14 protein-coding genes are annotated in these 16,135 nt (G+C 67.8%); 6 read left to right on the plus strand and 8 right to left on the minus strand.

Features of this window, described 5'->3' with window-relative positions; translation table 11 throughout:
• The first annotated feature begins 1,189 nt into the window (after positions 1-1,189).
• A complete protein-coding gene (locus GJG85_RS17700; protein WP_175976070.1) occupies positions 1,190-2,581 on the plus strand; it encodes a sigma-54 dependent transcriptional regulator in 1,392 nt (463 codons plus the stop codon).
• 41 nt (positions 2,582-2,622) lie between these two features.
• On the opposite strand, the gene GJG85_RS17705 is transcribed toward GJG85_RS17700, so the two are convergent.
• From GJG85_RS17705 to GJG85_RS17730, 6 genes are all read right to left on the minus strand, one after another.
• On the minus strand, positions 2,623-5,109 hold the full coding sequence (locus GJG85_RS17705) for a glycoside hydrolase family 2 protein (protein ID WP_204384237.1): 2,487 nt from the start codon (positions 5,107-5,109) through the stop codon (positions 2,623-2,625).
• Complete coding sequence (locus tag GJG85_RS17710; RefSeq protein WP_089489743.1) at positions 5,106-6,161, minus strand: DUF1839 family protein; 1,056 nt, start codon at positions 6,159-6,161, stop codon at positions 5,106-5,108. The genes GJG85_RS17705 and GJG85_RS17710 overlap by 4 nt, the downstream gene beginning before the upstream one ends.
• Positions 6,158-7,132, minus strand: a complete 975-nt coding sequence (locus tag GJG85_RS17715) for an amino acid--[acyl-carrier-protein] ligase (RefSeq protein WP_050010868.1) — start codon at positions 7,130-7,132, stop codon at positions 6,158-6,160. Before GJG85_RS17715 ends, GJG85_RS17710 begins: the two co-directional genes overlap by 4 nt.
• A complete protein-coding gene (locus GJG85_RS17720; RefSeq protein ID WP_050010870.1) occupies positions 7,129-8,325 on the minus strand; it encodes an acyl-CoA dehydrogenase family protein in 1,197 nt (398 codons plus the stop codon). The genes GJG85_RS17715 and GJG85_RS17720 overlap by 4 nt, the downstream gene beginning before the upstream one ends.
• Positions 8,322-8,573 (minus strand): acyl carrier protein, encoded by a 252-nt coding sequence (locus tag GJG85_RS17725; RefSeq protein ID WP_050010872.1) that lies wholly within the window; start codon positions 8,571-8,573, stop codon positions 8,322-8,324. The genes GJG85_RS17720 and GJG85_RS17725 overlap by 4 nt, the downstream gene beginning before the upstream one ends.
• Positions 8,574-8,753: 180 nt before the next feature.
• Positions 8,754-9,536, minus strand: a complete 783-nt coding sequence (locus tag GJG85_RS17730; RefSeq protein WP_175976075.1) for a Crp/Fnr family transcriptional regulator — start codon at positions 9,534-9,536, stop codon at positions 8,754-8,756.
• Positions 9,537-10,452: 916 nt separating this feature from the next.
• Between GJG85_RS17730 and GJG85_RS17735 the strand changes: the two genes are divergently transcribed.
• From GJG85_RS17735 to GJG85_RS17750, 4 genes are all read left to right on the plus strand, one after another.
• Positions 10,453-11,235, plus strand: a complete 783-nt coding sequence (locus GJG85_RS17735) for a Crp/Fnr family transcriptional regulator (RefSeq protein ID WP_089489297.1) — start codon at positions 10,453-10,455, stop codon at positions 11,233-11,235.
• Between the two features lie 11 nt (positions 11,236-11,246).
• Positions 11,247-12,653 carry an undecaprenyl-phosphate glucose phosphotransferase gene (locus GJG85_RS17740; RefSeq protein WP_050011086.1) on the plus strand — a complete coding sequence of 469 codons (1,407 nt, stop codon included), beginning with the start codon at positions 11,247-11,249 and terminating at the stop codon, positions 12,651-12,653.
• Between the two features lie 384 nt (positions 12,654-13,037).
• Positions 13,038-13,430: a TraR/DksA family transcriptional regulator gene (locus tag GJG85_RS17745; RefSeq protein WP_050010876.1), complete on the plus strand. Its 393-nt coding sequence runs from the start codon at positions 13,038-13,040 to the stop codon at positions 13,428-13,430.
• An 8-nt stretch (positions 13,431-13,438) separates the two neighbouring features.
• Positions 13,439-13,660 carry a hypothetical protein gene (locus GJG85_RS17750; protein WP_050010878.1) on the plus strand — a complete coding sequence of 74 codons (222 nt, stop codon included), beginning with the start codon at positions 13,439-13,441 and terminating at the stop codon, positions 13,658-13,660.
• Positions 13,661-13,705: 45 nt separating this feature from the next.
• Here the strand turns inward: GJG85_RS17750 and ald are convergent, their stop codons facing one another.
• Positions 13,706-14,821 carry an alanine dehydrogenase gene (gene ald / locus GJG85_RS17755; RefSeq protein ID WP_050010880.1) on the minus strand — a complete coding sequence of 372 codons (1,116 nt, stop codon included), beginning with the start codon at positions 14,819-14,821 and terminating at the stop codon, positions 13,706-13,708.
• 287 nt (positions 14,822-15,108) lie between these two features.
• On the opposite strand from ald, the gene GJG85_RS17760 reads away from it, so the two are divergent.
• Entirely contained in the window at positions 15,109-15,525 is a 417-nt protein-coding gene (locus GJG85_RS17760; RefSeq protein WP_050010881.1) for a DUF3995 domain-containing protein, read from the plus strand.
• Positions 15,526-15,544: 19 nt separating this feature from the next.
• Here the strand turns inward: GJG85_RS17760 and GJG85_RS17765 are convergent, their stop codons facing one another.
• Complete coding sequence (locus GJG85_RS17765) at positions 15,545-16,132, minus strand: RNA 2'-phosphotransferase (RefSeq protein ID WP_050010883.1); 588 nt, start codon at positions 16,130-16,132, stop codon at positions 15,545-15,547.
• Positions 16,133-16,135 lie beyond the last annotated feature (3 nt).

Genomic DNA, 16,135 nt, shown 5'->3' on the forward strand with positions numbered 1-16,135 from the left:
CTCGCGTGATGCCTTCGGCACGCCGCGCCGCACGGACGCGGTCGTTCCGTGCGGCGCGGCGATCTTCATCATCCGGATGCGGGGTGCGGCGGTCTGTTCGAAAGCGTACTCACGCTCCGGATTCGCATGCACGGCGCGGGATACGACGCGACGTGCGCGTCACGGGAGCGTCGCAATGTGCGATAGCACACACCGTCGGGGCCGGTGCCTTTTCATAATTGCTTCATCGTGGCGGCCTGCAATGAGGCGCGACCGACATCGCGCGCAAAACGGGTCACCGGGACGCGGGACCGAGGATTGCGGTGGTTCGCGACCGGCCGGTCGCGCGCTTGCACCGTCGTGGTGATCGGCTGGTGCGTTTGCTTCGGGTCGTGACGTGCGCGGTGGCCGATCGCGCCGGGAGGGCCGTCATGCTGCACCGCACGGCGCGCGGGCGTGCGTCCGATGCCCGGCGCCCGGCACCCGAGCCTGTCGGCGGGGAATTCGCCGAAAAGAGGCTGCGCGGCGCGAGGCCGGTGATTACGACGTGTAACGGCCGGGCGGCCCGCGCGCCGGCGCAAGGCGATGCGGCGACCCGCCGGCGCGCGCGATTATGCGGTCCGGACGCGCGGTCCCACGCACTTTTGGGAGATTTCGGTGAAAATCGCAGGTAATCGATCGTATCAATCTTGCGGAAAAGTAGTATTTGCCACTGATTGACGGGAATGGTCGGAGATAATCAAATCTCAGTGGTCAAAAGCGCGCAGCGCGGGGCCACGGGCAGCGTAACCGACTGATTCAGGATTATCTTTTGGTAACAAGGTCATCTCGAAACGGGGTGTAGATTCAGGTGCGGATGAAATGGGGCGGTCAATCCGGGCGCGGTTTGGCAGCCCTCCGGTTCAGCATCGGGCGCGACTGTCGTGTACGACGCGACGCACATGCGGACGGAATGTCCGTTTGCCGGCGTGCCCCGCCTGACGGCGGGTCGCTTCAAAGCCGGAATGTCATGGCTCCCGCAGCCGCGCATTCCGTTCGAGTTCGATGACAACGAGGCCGGATGACATCCGGCTCGACCTCCGGGGGTTTTCGCCGTGTGCAGTTTCGATCTTCGCCAAGGCTGCGGAAACGCAGCGCGGAAGGGCGGCCATGCGCCGCCGGCCGCAGCGCACGCGGACGGTTCGCGGAGTGCAGAGAGTGACGGTTCGTTATGAATATGCCAATAACGCGCGATAAGAGCGCCGGCGCGGGGAGCGGTAACGGGCAGCGTCCGCTGATTTACTGGACGCAGTCGCCGTCCGTGATGCTGCGAAAGGAATTGTCGCGCCGCGACTGGAAAGTGACGGTCGTCGCGCATGCGAACGACCTGCGCGACACGTCCGGCGAAATTACCTGCGGCATTCTCGATCTGAGCGGTGGCCATGCCGATGCGATCGGCAGCATCGCGTCGACCTGCGCGTCGATGCGCGACGTCGTCTGGGTGGCGCTCGTGGACGTCGGCCAGACGGCGTCGCCGAACGTGCGCGCGCTGTTGCGCGACTACTGCTTCGACTACGTGACGCTGCCGGCGTCGCACCAGCGGATCGCCGATACGGTCGGCCATGCCTATGGCATGGAGTGCCTGTTCGCGCGCGATCGCGAACAGCTCGAATCGGAGGAAAAGGGCATCGTCGGCACCTGCAGCGCGATGTTGCGGCTGTTCGATACGGTGCGGCGTTTCGCGCGCACCGACGCACCGGTGTTCGTGTTCGGCGAAACGGGAACCGGCAAGGAGCTCACGGCCGTCGCGATCCACCGTCATTCGGAGCGACGCAACGGCCCGTTCGTCGCAGTCAACTGCGGCGCGATTCCGCCGCATCTGCTGCAGTCCGAGCTGTTCGGCTATGAGCGCGGCGCGTTTACCGGCGCGAACGCGCGCAAGATCGGCTACGTCGAGGCCGCGAACGGCGGCACGCTGCTGCTCGACGAAATCGGCGACCTGCCGCATGAAAGCCAGGCGAGCCTGCTGCGGTTTTTGCAGGAACGTTCGATTCATCGCCTTGGCGGCAGCGATCCGGTGCCGGTCGATGTCCGGATCGTGTCGGCGACGCACGTCGACCTGCGCGACGCGATGGAGGAAGGGCGTTTCCGCGCCGACCTGTTCCACCGGCTGTGCGTGATGCGCATCGACCAGCCGCCGCTGCGCGCGCGCGGCAAGGACATCGAACTGCTCGCGCACCACATGCTCGAACGCTTCCGCGGCGATGCGCGCCATCGCGTGCGCGGCTTTTCGACGGATGCGATCACGGCGCTCTACAAGCACGACTGGCCGGGCAATGTCCGCGAACTGATCAACCGCGTGCGCCGTGCGGTCGTGATGACGGAGGGGCGCCTGATCACCGCGCAGGATCTCGAGCTCGAATACTGTCTCGATGCGGCGTCGCCGTCGGTCGCCGACATCCGCAAGTCGATCGAGCGCGAGGCGATCGAAACCGCGTTATTGCGGACGCGCGGACGCGTCGCCGCTTCGGCGCGCGAGCTCGGCGTGTCGCGCGCGACGCTGTATCGCTGGATGGAGGCGTACGGCATCGAGCGACCGCGCGGGACGGGCTCGTCCGACTGATATGCGCCAGCATGACGCTCGCGCCGGACGCGAGCGTCGTGTCAGCCGGCCTGCGTGGCGCGCACCGCGCGCGCGGCGTTGACGGCCCGGATTTCCACCGTGGGCGCGACGTAGTCGTCGGCCGCCGCGAGCTTCCCGTCCGTTCGCAATGGAATGAGCGCGATGCGCGCAGGCGTGCCGGGCGCGAGATGGAACCAGTCGTCGCTCGGCATGAAGCCCGGCGCGTCGATCTGCACGTGGCGGGCGACGTGTCGCGTGTCGATGTCGACGTGCCAGGTCGCGCCGGTGCGCGACACGCATGCCTCGATCCCCGGTTCGCGACGCGCCAGCACGGCCGGATGCGTGCGGGACGGAAAATGGAACGCCTGCGACAGCAGCGTGCCGTCGTCGGCGCGTAAGGTCGCTACGACCGTATCGTGTTCGCAGGGGCCGAAGCGGTACGCGTAGGTCCAGTCGAAGAAGCGGCCGAGCAGCTCGGCCGAGCCGAGCCGTACCGTGTCGTGCGCGGCGATCCGCACCGGAGAGCCGGCCCGCGCGACCGGCGTGCGGCCGTCGCGCAGCGCGACCAGCTCGATCGCGGCCGACAGCGGCGCCGGGCGTTCGTTGACCACATGTACGTCGAGCCCGTTCAGGCCTTCGTCGACGAGCAGCACCTGGATCGGCTGCAGCACCTGACGCAGCGCATACCAAGCCGATTTCGGCCGGTGCGCGGCGTCGATCACGCCCCATCCGGCGCCCGGCATCACGTCCTGGAACTGCCACACGAGCGCGCCCGCGCAACGCGAACCGGTGCGCCGCCATTCGGAAAACGTCTCGCGCATCACGTCCGCGATCACCGCACGCGACAGCTCGAGGTAGCGCGCCGGGTCCTCGCGCCGCAGCCGGTCGGGCACGAAGTCGTACAGCGTCTGCAGATAATGGTCGCGGATATCGTCGAAATCCCACGACGTGCCAGGGTCGCGGGGCACGGCCGCCTTCCAGCGCGGTTCGTGCACGCCCGGCCAGCCGAGTTCCGCGAGCGTCGCATCGCCCGGCACGTTCGCGAACGCGAGGCATTCGCTCGCAAAGCGCACGTCCGCGCGGCGCGCGTCGTCGAGCGGGCGCAGATACGCGCCGACGCCGTAGTAGTGCGACACGCGTTCGCGCGGCATGAACGGCAGCACGCCGCCGTCGGGCGAATCGGGCACGTACGGGACGTCGGGGCGGTGTGCGGCCGCGTGGCCGGCCAGCCGGTCGGCGGTCAGCTCGACGAAGCGCTGCTTCGGCCCGAGCCCCGACATCGCGGCCTGCTGCGCGATCTCGCTGCCGCCGCACAGCACCGCAAGCGACGGCGAAGGGCCGTGACGCGACAGGAACTGGCTCGCCTCGCGATCGACGTTGGCCGCGAACGCGGGATCGTCGAGCGCGTAATCGAAGTTCGCGAAACCGAAGTCCTGCCAGACCAGCAGCCCGAGCCGGTCGCACCATGCGTGGAACGCGTCGGCCTCGTAGGTCATCGTGCCGCCGACGCGAATCATGTTGAAGCCGGCGTCGCACGCGAGCCCCAGCAGGCGGCCGTAGGTCGCGTCGTCCGCGTGCAGCGCGAGCGGCGCGGCGCTGCTCCAGCATGCGCCGCGCGCGAATACGGGCACGCCGTTGATGCGCAGTCCGAAACCCTTGCCGTCGGCGCCGGCGTCGACGTCGATCGTGCGAAAACCCGTCGAGCCCAGCGACCGGCGCGCATCGCCGATATGCAGGGCGATCTCGTAGAGCGCCGGTTCACCGTGCGTATGCGGCCACCAGCGGCGCACGTTCGGTATCGCGACGCTCGTGCGCAGCCGGTCGGCGCCGGCGCGTTCGAGCGTCGCGTGATGTTCGCCGCATGACAGCCGCGCCGCGAACATGTCGGGCAGCGGCGCGGCGAACGTCAGTTCCGCATCGAGCCAGCCCGTGTCGCCTTCGACGCGTGCATGCAGTTTGCAATCGGTAAGAATGGGCCCGTCGGACGGATCGAGCACGTCGATGGGCCGCCATGGGCCGGTGGGCACATACGGCGGGAACCAGCCCGGCATATGGCCGAACAGCGACGTGCGGATCGTGCGCAGCGTGGCCGGTTCGGCCAGCCGCGTGCGCCAGCGTGCACGGCGCGTCGCGCGCGCGTCGCGCAGGTGCGGCGCGAGCGCGCGGAAACAGACGGTCAGCCGGTGCGTGCCGTCGAGCGACACGGGCACGTCGTGCGCGACGAACATGCTGTCCGAGCAGTGGATCGGCGTGTCGTCGAGCCAGGCCTGCGCGAGCGTCGCGAGGCCGTGAAAGCGCAGGATGCGCAGCCCGCGCCCGCGCAGTTCGAGCCGATACCAGTGGTCGCGCTCGTCGAGCGACGCGGCTTCGTCGAGCCGGCCGGACAGCGCGAGCGCCTGCGCGACCGTGCCGGGCACCGGCGCCGCGATCCAGCCGTCGTGGTCGGCCGGGAGGTCGCGCGGCTCGCGCACGGCGCCCGCGGCCGTCGCCCGCATCGACCATGCGGGCAGCGTGCGCGCGCGCGTCACCGCATGGCCGGCACGGGCGCTGCGTCGGCGCGCACGGGCGTCACGTGCCGCAGCGGCGCGCCGATCTGCCGCGCGCACGCGACGAGGTCGGCGTACGCAGCCTCGATCGCTTCGAGCGTCGCATCGCCGCGTTCTTCCTTGCCGCGTGCGCACGCGCGCGCGAGCCGAAATTCGAGCACCATCGCTTCGGACGCGATGCGATCGCACGAGGCGCGGATCTCGGCGAACGGCCCGGTGCAGCCGCTGGCGTGCAGCCAGCGCGCATAGTGGCCGAACAGTTCGAAATTCGCGCCGAGCTGCCGCACCGAATTGAACGAGTACGCATGGAAGCGTTCGAGCGGCGCTTCCGCGAGGATCTGCGCATCGGTCTGCAACTGCCGGCGGAACGCCGCGATCGGATCGACGACCGGCAGGCGCCGCAGGTGGCGCTGCAACGCGGCGAGCGAGGCTTCGCACAGCGCGCGCTCGTCGAGCGGCGCAAAGCGTCGCTTCGCGCATTCGACATACGGCGGCAGCGTCATCGGCGAACTCGCGCCGATGAGCCCGTTGTAGTCGAAATCCTCGGCAACGTAATAGCCGCTGTTGTGGAAGTAGCCGATCTGGTGCTTCTCGCGGTCGATCGCGTCGATGCCGATCGTCGTCTTCGTATGCTGCGTGCGGTAGCTGGTGCCGCGCGTATCGGGCAGGAACCACGCGTCGACCTCGACGATCATCAGGTGGCCACGCGCGACCTGCGTCTCGATGTGCTGGTCGAGCGGCTCGTAGATCGAATGCTCCTGCACGACGATCCCGTAGAGCCGCTCCAGTTCGTCGTGCGGAAACTTGAAGAACGTGAACTGGTCGCCCTCGAAATCGAGCGCGATCGTAAACGGCAGCGCTGCATACGGATTGAGGCCCCACCAGCGGAGCACCTCGAGCCACATGTCGACGTAGCAGTTGGTCTGCTTCCAGACCATCTCCTGACTGTGCAGCGGGTGCGGCCGGTAGTGGCGCGCGCGGTGGCGCACGCCCTCGAACGACGCGTCTTCGCCGTCGCGGGAAACGAACCTCATCGCGCGCCCCACAGCACGTCGCGCACGTCGCTCGGCCATGCGTCGATGTCGAAGCCGTGGTGGCGGAACAGCGCGAGCGTGAGCCGCTCGAGGCCGAAGCCGACGCAGCCCGTGTGCGCGACATCGCCGGTCGCGGTGCGGATGTCCCACAGCAGTCCGAAGTGGTCCATGTGGTAGTTGAAGCTCAGGCACGCGGTCTGCCGGTCGTCGTGCTCGATCGGAATCAGCAGCTCGAACTTCAGGTTCTGCTCGCGCTGGCTGTCCGCGACGATCTTGCCGCCGCGCCCGAAGAACGGGTCGTTCGCGAGATCGATCGCATTCGGCAGGCGCAGCGCGTCGATCATCCGCGTGCCGCGTTCGATCCATGTCTCGCGGAACGAGACGATCTGCTCGGGCGTGCCGATCCGCACGTACTCGCGCATCCGGAACAACTGCATGCGGGTCGGGTCGAGCGACGGTTCGTGACGGAAGCAGTACGAGAACACGTCGACGATCCGGCCGTCGGCGGGCAGCGCGCCCGCGCGCGCGACGACGGGATACACGGGGTAGCACGCGGCCGGCGTCATCACGACGTAGGTCGGCTTCTGGTTTTCGGTCCAGTCGTCGCCGCGATCGAGGCATTGCAGCACGCGCTGATGCTGGCGTTCGTCGCCGCAGAACGCATGCACGCTGCCCGCCAGTTGCGGAAAGCTCTTCATGTATTCGCTGCGCTCGAACTCGGTGCGGCTCATCGCCGGCGGGAAGCGCAGCACTTCGGCCTGCTGGTCGGCGCCGATGCGCGTGACGAACGCGTCGAGCGCTTCGACCACGCGCTCGAATCGTTCGCTGCGGCCGAACAGGCCCTGGATGCCGGTCGAGACCAGCAGGCCCGCATCGATCAGCGCGTCGCGCAGCGGATTGACGCCCGCGCGGTCGAGCGGTGCGTTGGCGGGAACGGAGGGGGCGGTGGGCACGGCGAGGCGATCGTTCACGTATGTTTCTCCAGCGTCGCGGGACGCAGCGCGAGCAACAGGCTCGCAGTGTTGGCGGCAATGCGGTCGTTGCTGATCATCAGCGGCGCCGCGTGCAGGTCGCGAATGTGGCGGCCGATGCTGAACGGCGTGCCTTGCTTGTAGCCCGCCATCCCGCAGATCATCATCGCCTGGTGCGCGACCTCGAGCGCGGTCGCCGACACGTAGGTCTTCAGCGTATTGATCTCGGCGGCCCATGCCATGCCGGCCGACCACGAGCGGGCCGACGCGTTCGCGTGGAGGCGCAGCACGTTGTCGACGCGCGCCTGCATCGCCTGCATCAGCGCGAGCGATTCGGCGATGCGCCGCGCGGCGGGCGACGGCGCGCCATCGGTCTGGCGCGCCTGCGCGCGGAAGAACTGGTGCGCGCGATGGAACGCGTCGCCGGCCACGCCGATCCACACCGCGGCCCACAGGATGTGCGAGACCGGCACCATCGTTTCCTCGGCGATCTTCGCGAACGGCACCGGCAGGCATTGCACGGCGGCGCCCTGCGCGTCGAGCACGAAGCCGTTGCTGCACGTGCCGCGCATGCCGAGCGTGTCCCATTCGCCGCGGCGCGTGAGCGTATAGCCGTCGCGCAGCAGCGTGACGAGCACCTGCTCGGAAGCCGGCGCATCCGCATCGCGTCGCGCGGTGGCGAGAATGCCGTCCGCGTAGTCGCCGTACGAGATCGTCGGCGCGGATTTGTGCAGCCGGAACCCGCCGCCGTCGATCTCGAGCGCGCACTGGCTCGCGCGCAGGTTGCCGCCGACGCCGTCTTCCGACGTGGCCGAGGCGAGCAGCCACTGGTGACGCACGAGCTGCTGCAGGAACAGCTTGTGCCAGCCCTGGTCGGCGGCATGGCCGACGATGCACGCCACCTGGATCTGGTGCATCGCGAACACCATCGCCGACGACGCGCACGCCTGGCCGAGGATCGAGCAGGCCGACGCGACGTCTTCCAGCGACGCGCCAGCGCCGCCGAGATGGGCCGGCACCATCGCGCCGAGCAGCCGGCGCGCGCGCATCGCCTCGATTGCCTCGACGGGGCAGCGCGCGTCGCGATCGACCGCATCGGCATGCTGCGCGGCGATCTGCGCAACGGCATGCGCGGCCTCGTCGAGCCGATGCGAATCGCTGTCGGACGCGAGTTCGGGAAGCAGCGCGCTCATGCGGAGTGCTCGGTGCGTTGCAGCGTGGCGATCGTGTCTGCGAGCGCGTCGATGCTGCGGAACAGGTTGCGGTTCAGCATCTCGTCGGGAATCTCGATGTTGAACTGCTTTTCGATCGCGAGCATCAGCTGGATCGTATCGAGCGAGGAGAGGCCCGCTTCGTAGAGGTCGTCCCCGTCGCGGATCGAGTCGATCGCGGCTTCGAGGTGGGCGACGTGCTTCAGGATGGTTCTGATTTCGTTTTTCACGTGCTGCTCCGGCGTGCGTGGTGTCGTCCGCTCGGGCAGACGCGCGATAAGCGCTGACATCCCCCCGGCAGTCCGGCATCAGTAGACCATCGGCAGCCCCGGCGTTCTGTTCGCCACCCTACAAACGGCTGACCCGGCACGCGGGCGGCGCCGAAGCGCCGCCCCGACCCGGCGCGCCGATCACGCGCGCGACGCGGCCGGCACGCCGGAGTCGGCCGACAGGATGCGCTTCATCTCGTCGCGCACGATCGCGCGGCAGCCGCACGACATTTTTTCGAGGCCGTCGAGGTCCGCGAGCTCGATCGAGCTGCGGTATTGCCGGATCAGGCCGAGCTTCTGGATTTCGCCGGCGGCGTCCGTGACCGTTTCGCGTCGTACGCCGAGCATTTGCGCGAGCATGCTGTGCGTCACCTGGATCTCGATGCTGCGCGTGCGATCGAACGCGAGCAGGAACCATCTGCATAACTGATGTTTGAGCACGTGATGACGGCTGCAGAACGTGATCTGCGCGACCTGCGCCATCAGCAGCCGCACGCAGACGAACACGAGATGGCGGATCACCGGCGACGCCTCGAACGCGGTCGCGAAGACGCGCCGGTCGAGCCGGTAGACGAAGCCGTCGCGGCACGCGACCGCGCGGCAGGGCATCCGGCCGCTGCCGCCGATCACGTCGTCGCAGACCACGCTTTCGCTGCCGATCTCCGCGACTTCCAGCGTCATGCCGCCGGACGACACGTACTGCAGCGAAATCGCGGTCGTGACCGGCAGGTAGACGGCGGCGAGCATTTCGCCGGGTTCGCACAGCACTTGCCCGGATTTCAGGTGAACGAGTTGCAGGTGGGGCGTCAGCGTGGCGAGTTCGTCGCGGTCGATGGCCGCGAGAAACCGGTTGGCGTCGAAGCTGTGGGAAAGCTCGATCATGCCGTTCGCATAAGCGACGGCGTCGGTGGCCTGATGAGTCACGGCGCATCCTCGCAGGTGGGCGGTCGCGCGTCGTTGCGGCGAATCCCGGAATGGAAATCGCACGATCGTGCGGACTTTGTTGATCAAAAAAACGGAATGACGATACTCGCGAAAAAGGCTAGCACGCAATTGAATTCGGCCAATTCGACCTTTTGCCATTTCACAAAGTTTGACGATTTCGACTGCACGCAAACGTTATGTCGATTTAAGAATTCCTTTCTCCGGAATTAATCATCCGGAAATGGAATCGTGAACCTGCTTGTCATTCTATGTCGACCGGAATCAATCGGACAACGTGACGAATCGTACAGAAAAAGTGGCGGGAAGACATTGAACATTATTTGACAAATAAATGGGGTCATCCAGATTTTGTATTTATATCAACGGCTTGCAGGCGATATGTGCGGTGGTGGACAGAGTGGGGAATTAGTGTGCCGATTCAAATTTGAGACAGTTTGAAACGAGCGTGTGCGGTGCGGCGACGCCGGGAAATGCTGCGCCGCACATCACGGAAACAATTGAAAATCGGCTGTAAGTATTTGAACGATAAGCATCGCGACCGCAACGCCGGCGTCCCGAGCCGGCGCGCGGGAATTGATCAGTCGAATGCGTGCTGTGTCCGTCGTATGGGGGAGTGTCCGGAAATGAGACGTTTTTTCGGTTTTGGGGTCGGTTATTCAGGGGCTCTAAATCGGATGTGATTCATATATTAAGGACGGGCGGCTATTGGCACGTAAATCGCTTATTCGGGCTGGCGTGTCGAAACGGGGCAGTCGACTCAATTCGGCGTTGACAAGCCGATGATCAGTCGGATTCAGGGTTGTGGGCCGCAACCGCTGTCAACGTCCGGGCGCGCATCGCGATAACGAGTTCCGTGCCTGCCGCTGGCGGCGCGGACGATAAAAGGGATACAGACATGCTTCATCTTCACTCGAGCTATTCGGCGAACGCCATTCTTGCTGCCCTCCCGGAGGACAGCATCCGCGCCATCGCCCCGCATCTCGAACTGGTCAGGATCAAGGCCGGGATGCTCGACCGGGTCGGCGAGCCGATGCGTCATCTGCATTTTCCGACGACGGCGATGATGTCGGTGCAGCACCTGATGGAGGACGGTGCGATGGTCGAGGTGGCGGTGGTCGGCCGCGAGGGTGTGGTCGGGCTGGGGACGCTGGTCGGCGGTATCGCCGCGTCGAGCCGGGTCGAAGTGCGCATCGGCGGAATGGCCTATCGCGTGCCGAGTTGCGTGATGCGCGCCGAATTCGAGCGGTCGGCGCAGACCTACCGGCTGTTGCTCAACATCTGCCAGGCGACGATGGCGCAGATCTCGCGCAGCGCGCTGTGCAACCGGCATCACTCGGTCAGCGAGCAGCTCAGCCGCTGGCTGCTGCTCGCGCACGACCGGATCGACGGCGACGAGCTGGCCGTCACGCAGCAGACGATCGCGAACATGCTCGGCGTGCGGCGCGAAGGCGTGACGGAAGCGGCCGGGAACCTGCAGGAAGCCGGGCTGATCCGACAACGCCGCGGCCGCATCACGGTGCTCGACCGCGACGGCCTCGAACATCACGCGTGCGAATGCTACAGCCTGATTCGCGCCGACTATCGGCGGTTGCTCGGCACGCGCGAGCATGCGAGGCAGGCGACGATTCGCCCGCGCATGCCGGACGCGTACCGCGGATTCCCCGCGCATGGTGCGTGACGATGCAGTCGATGTCCGGTGGAACGAATGCGATCCGGCGTGCCGCGATCGCGGCGGCCGACGTCGTGCTCGTGCTGGCCGGGGCGCTCGCCGCGCAGGCGGCGTCGGGGCTCGGTTGGCATGCGCTGTCCGACGCGCAGCGCGGCGCGATCGCACTGCTGTGCGTGCTGACGGTGGCGCTGCTGCCGCGCTACCTGCGCACCGTGCGCGGCGGCGTGGCGGTGCGGGGCGGTGCGCACGTGTTGACACACACGCTGGTGGCCGTGGTGTGCGCGAGCGTGCTGACGGTTGCCGGCACGATGTGGATCATGAATCGCGGCGGCACCGTGACGACCCGCTGGATCGCGCGCACGGTGCTGGCCGGCGACGCGGCGCTGCTGCTCGGCCGCGCGGCGCTGCTGGCGTTCGCGCTGACGCGTGGCGACCCGCGTGCGCGGCAGCGCCGCGTAGCCATCGTCGGCGCAACGGCTTACGGGCGCGTGGCGATCGAGCGGATGCAGCTCGCGCCGAACGGCCCGTTCGCGGCCGCGTGCGTGTTCGACGACGATGCGCCGGCCGCCGCGGGCGGCATCGGCGGCGTACCGGTGATCGACGACTGGAACGCGTTGCGCGAGCGGATTCGCGGCGGCGACATCGACGAGGTATGGCTCACGCTGCCGATGTCGCACGAGTGGCGGATCCAGCGGATCGTGCGCGAGTTGCGCGACGAGTTCGTCGAGTTGCGGCTGTTGCCCGACGTGCGGCAGATGGCGGTCGTCGATCGTTCCGCGACCGACGTGCTCGGCATGCCGGCGATCAATCTCGCGACCACGCCGCGCTCCGCGCCTGAGCTGTGGGCCAAGTTCGCGTTCGACCGGCTGTTCGCGTTCGGCGTGCTGATTCCGTTGCTGCCGCTGCTGACGATGCTCGCGATCGCGGTCAAGCTGTCGTCGCCGGGGCCCGTGCTGTTCAGGCAGCGCCGCAAGGGCGTCGACGGCCGCGAGTTCGACATCCTGAAGTTCCGGACGATGCGCGTGCATCGCGTGCAGCCGGGCGTCGTGCGGCAGGCGTCGCGCAACGATTCGCGCATCACGCGCGTCGGCGCGTTCCTGCGGCGCACGTCGCTCGACGAGTTGCCGCAGTTCTTCAACGTGCTGTTCGGGCAGATGTCGGTGGTCGGCCCGCGTCCGCACGCGATCGAACACGACGACTTGTATCGGCAACTGATCGACTGTTACATGTACCGCTACCGCGTACGGCCCGGCATCACCGGATGGGCGCAGGTGAACGGCTATCGCGGTGAAACGCGCAAGGTCGAGGCGATGGCGGCGCGCGTGAAGTTCGATCTGTTCTACATGCAGAACTGGAGCTTCTGGTTCGACATCAAGATCATCCTGCTGACGGTGGTGCGCGGCTTCATCGGGCGCAACGCGTTCTGAGGATTCCGAATGATTGCAGCAGCGCTGCGCGAGCGATCGTATCGACCGCGCGATGCCGGTCCGCGGGCGCGGAAAGAACCGCGGCGACCGCACGGGAAATTGCTGCGCTGCGGGTGTGCCGACGCGCTGCGCCGCCCGCGCCGCAAGGCGGGGATTGCGCGTCCGTCCCCAGTTTCCGCACCGCTGCCGCTGCGTGAACGGCACGCTGATTCCGGTCAACACACGCGTGTTCAATGGGTTTATCCTGCGTCGAATGCGTCCGGCGTTTCGCGTCCGGCCGCCCATCCGGATGCGACCGCGCAGGTCATGCCTGCGCGCCGCGCACCGGTGCGATACCGCGCGCCGCTCTTGTTTCGCGCGGAACCCGGAACAGGAGAGACGGCCATGTCGCTCGACCCACGACAACGGCAGACGCTGAAGCAGCGGCTGAACGAGAGCGAGCAGGCGCTGCGTGCGGAGATCCGCGCGAGCGAAGACCAGCGCGCGTCGGAATCCTATGCGGAGCTTGCCGGCGCGGCGCCGGACGAGGGCGACGAGGCGAATGCGGACCTCTTCGTCGACGTCGACCATGCGTTGATCGGCATGAAGCTGACCGAGCTGCGCGCGGTTGGCCGCGCGCAGCAGCGGATGCGCGACGGCAGTTACGGCGAATGCATCGACTGCGACGGCTCGGTCGGCTACGAGCGCCTGCTGGCGCGCCCGACCGCCGAACGCTGCACGCATTGCCAGTCGCTCTACGAGCGGCGCTACGCGACGACCCCGCGCGCATCGCTCTGACGTCGTGCGTGCGTACGCTCGCCGACCATGGCCGCGACATCCGGACGATGATCGCGAACGGCGACAATCCCGGGAAGATTCCGTCGATCGGGCGCGGCTGGCTGACGCGGCATGACGTGCTGAACACGCGCACGCTCGCGCAACCGCAGCCACTGCTGGCGCGCACGATGGGCGGTGCGGGCAGCACCGGCGGCAGCGGCACGCAGCGGAGCCGGTCGAAGGGTGCGTGAACGCGTCGCGCCCGGCCGCGACGCGTTCGACTCATGCCGGCAAGCTCATCCGAGTACGCCGGTCGCCGGGACGTAGGGCAGCCCGAGCGCCTGCGCGACCGCTTCGTACGTGATATGGCCGTCGCACACGTTCAGGCCCGCGCGCAGATGCGGATCGTCGAGCATCGCCTGTTTCCAGCCCTTGTCGGCGAGCGCGAGCGCATGGCCGAGCGTTGCATTGTTCAGCGCAAAGGTCGACGTGCGCGCGACCGCGCCGGGCATGTTCGCGACACAGTAGTGGACCACCCCGTCGACGACGAAGGTCGGCGCAGCATGCGTGGTCGCATGCGAAGTCTCGAAGCATCCGCCCTGGTCGATCGCGACGTCGACGACGACCGCCCCCTTGCGCATCGTCGCGATCATGTCGCGCGTGACGAGCCGCGGCGCCGATGCGCCCGGCACGAGCACGGCGCCGATCACGACGTCGGCATCGCGCACGGCTTCGTCGACCGTATGCGCATTCGAGCAGACGGTCGCGATCCGGTTGGCGAACACGAGATCGAGCTGGCGCAGCCGGTTCACGTTGGTGTCGAGCACGGTGACGCGCGCACCCAGGCCCACCGCCATCTGCAGCGCGCCGGTGCCCACCACACCCGCGCCGAGCACGACGACGTGCGCGGCCGGCACGCCCGGCACGCCGGCCATCAGCACGCCGCGGCCGCCGCGCGGGCTTTCGAGGTGGGTCGCCGCGACCTGGATCGACATGCGCCCCGCGACTTCGCTCATCGGTGCGAGCAACGGCAGGCCGCCGCCGGGGCCCGTCACGGTTTCGTAGGCGATGCAGACCGCGCCGGATTTCACGAGCGCGGCGGCCTGATCGGGATCGGGCGCGAGATGCAGATACGTGTAGAGGATCTGGCCGCGCCGCAGCATCGCGCATTCGGCCGGCTGCGGCTCCTTGACCTTGATGATCATGTCGGCGCGCGCGAAGATTTCGTCCGCGCCGTCGCTGAGCAATGCGCCCGCGGCCGTGTAGTCGTCGTCGAGCAGGCCGATCGCCGTGCCCGCGCCGCGCTGCACGAGCACGCGATGGCCGTGCCGCGTGAGTTCGCGCGCGCCGGCCGGCGTGAGGCCGACGCGGTATTCGTGGTTCTTGATCTCTTTCGGCACACCGATCAGCATGAGTCGCCTCCATGGCCTTCGTTATCGTCGTCGTGCGGGCAGCCGGTTGCACAGCGGCGTGCCGATCGCAGTACTGGAATAACAGCGTAGTGGTGCGCGGAGGGAAGTCAAGCAGCCGGCTCGCGCGACGACGCATCCGCACTGCAGCGCAGCATGCGCGGCGACCGGTTGCGACCGGACGTCGCAATGCGCGCGTGGCCGGGTTTCGGTATCGTCGTGCGTGGCGCGGGCCGGGGCCGCGTGCCGAATCCTTTCGGCAACACAACGGGACGAGGACATCGATCGACATGACAGGTGCGTATTTCAGCGTGCCGACGCTTTGCGCCATCGCGCTCGTGCACGTCTACTGGGCGTTCGGCGGCCGGCTGGGCAAGCGTGCGGCCATTCCGGAGCAGGACGGCGTACCGCTGTTGCGGCCGACTGCCGTCGGCACGCTTGCCGTCGCGGCGGCACTGCTGGGCGGCGCAGGCGTGGTCGCCGCGCGTGCCGGCTGGCTCGGGCGCAACGCGTATCCCTGCACGATCGCGTTCGCGGTCGTTGCGCTCGCATTGATCTTCGCGGTGCGGGCCGTCGGTGATTTCCGCTACGTCGGCTTCTTCAAGCGGATTCGCGGGTCGCGTTTCGCGCGGATGGACACGCTGTATTACTCGCCGCTGTGCGCGGCGCTGGCGTTGTCGATCGCGTCGATGTTCTGGCCGTGGTGAGTGGCGGCCGGCGCACGGCTCACTCCGTGCGCGTATCGTCGATCAACGCTACGTATTCGGCTGGCACGGCATCGGTCAGCCAGACGCCGTTTTCGGCGACGAAGAACGTATGGCCTTGCCGATGCATGCGCCGCGCATCGACTTCGAGGATCGCGGGCACGCCGTAGCGCGCGCCGACGGCCAGCGCCGTGCGGACGTCCGCCGACAGGTGTACGTGATGACGGGCGCCGGGCTTCAGCCCTTGCGCGCGAATCGAATCGAGGAAGCGCGTCGCCGTGCCGTGATAGAGGCGCTCGGGCGGTTGCGCGGCCGGATATTGGCGCTGCACGGCGGGCGTCGAATGGCCCTGTACCGCGCGGATGCGTTGACCGTCATCCGACAGCGCGAAGCGCTGCTTGTCGCTGGTTGCGCACACGCTTTCGATCGTCGCGCGATCGAGCTGGCGTCCGTGACGGGCGGCGCCGGCGATCAGTTCGTCGATGTCGGCCCAGCCTTCGGCGTCCAGTTGGAGGCCGATGGCCTGCGGCTCGTGGCGCAGCAGGTAGCTCAGATATTTGCTGATGCCGGTCGCATCGGGCGCCGGCTGTTTGTTTTTCTCGGTGTTCATGAG

Origin of the sequence: Burkholderia sp. MS389, assembly GCF_016899425.1 — a bacterium.
In the GTDB taxonomy this organism is placed as follows: domain Bacteria; phylum Pseudomonadota; class Gammaproteobacteria; order Burkholderiales; family Burkholderiaceae; genus Burkholderia; species Burkholderia sola.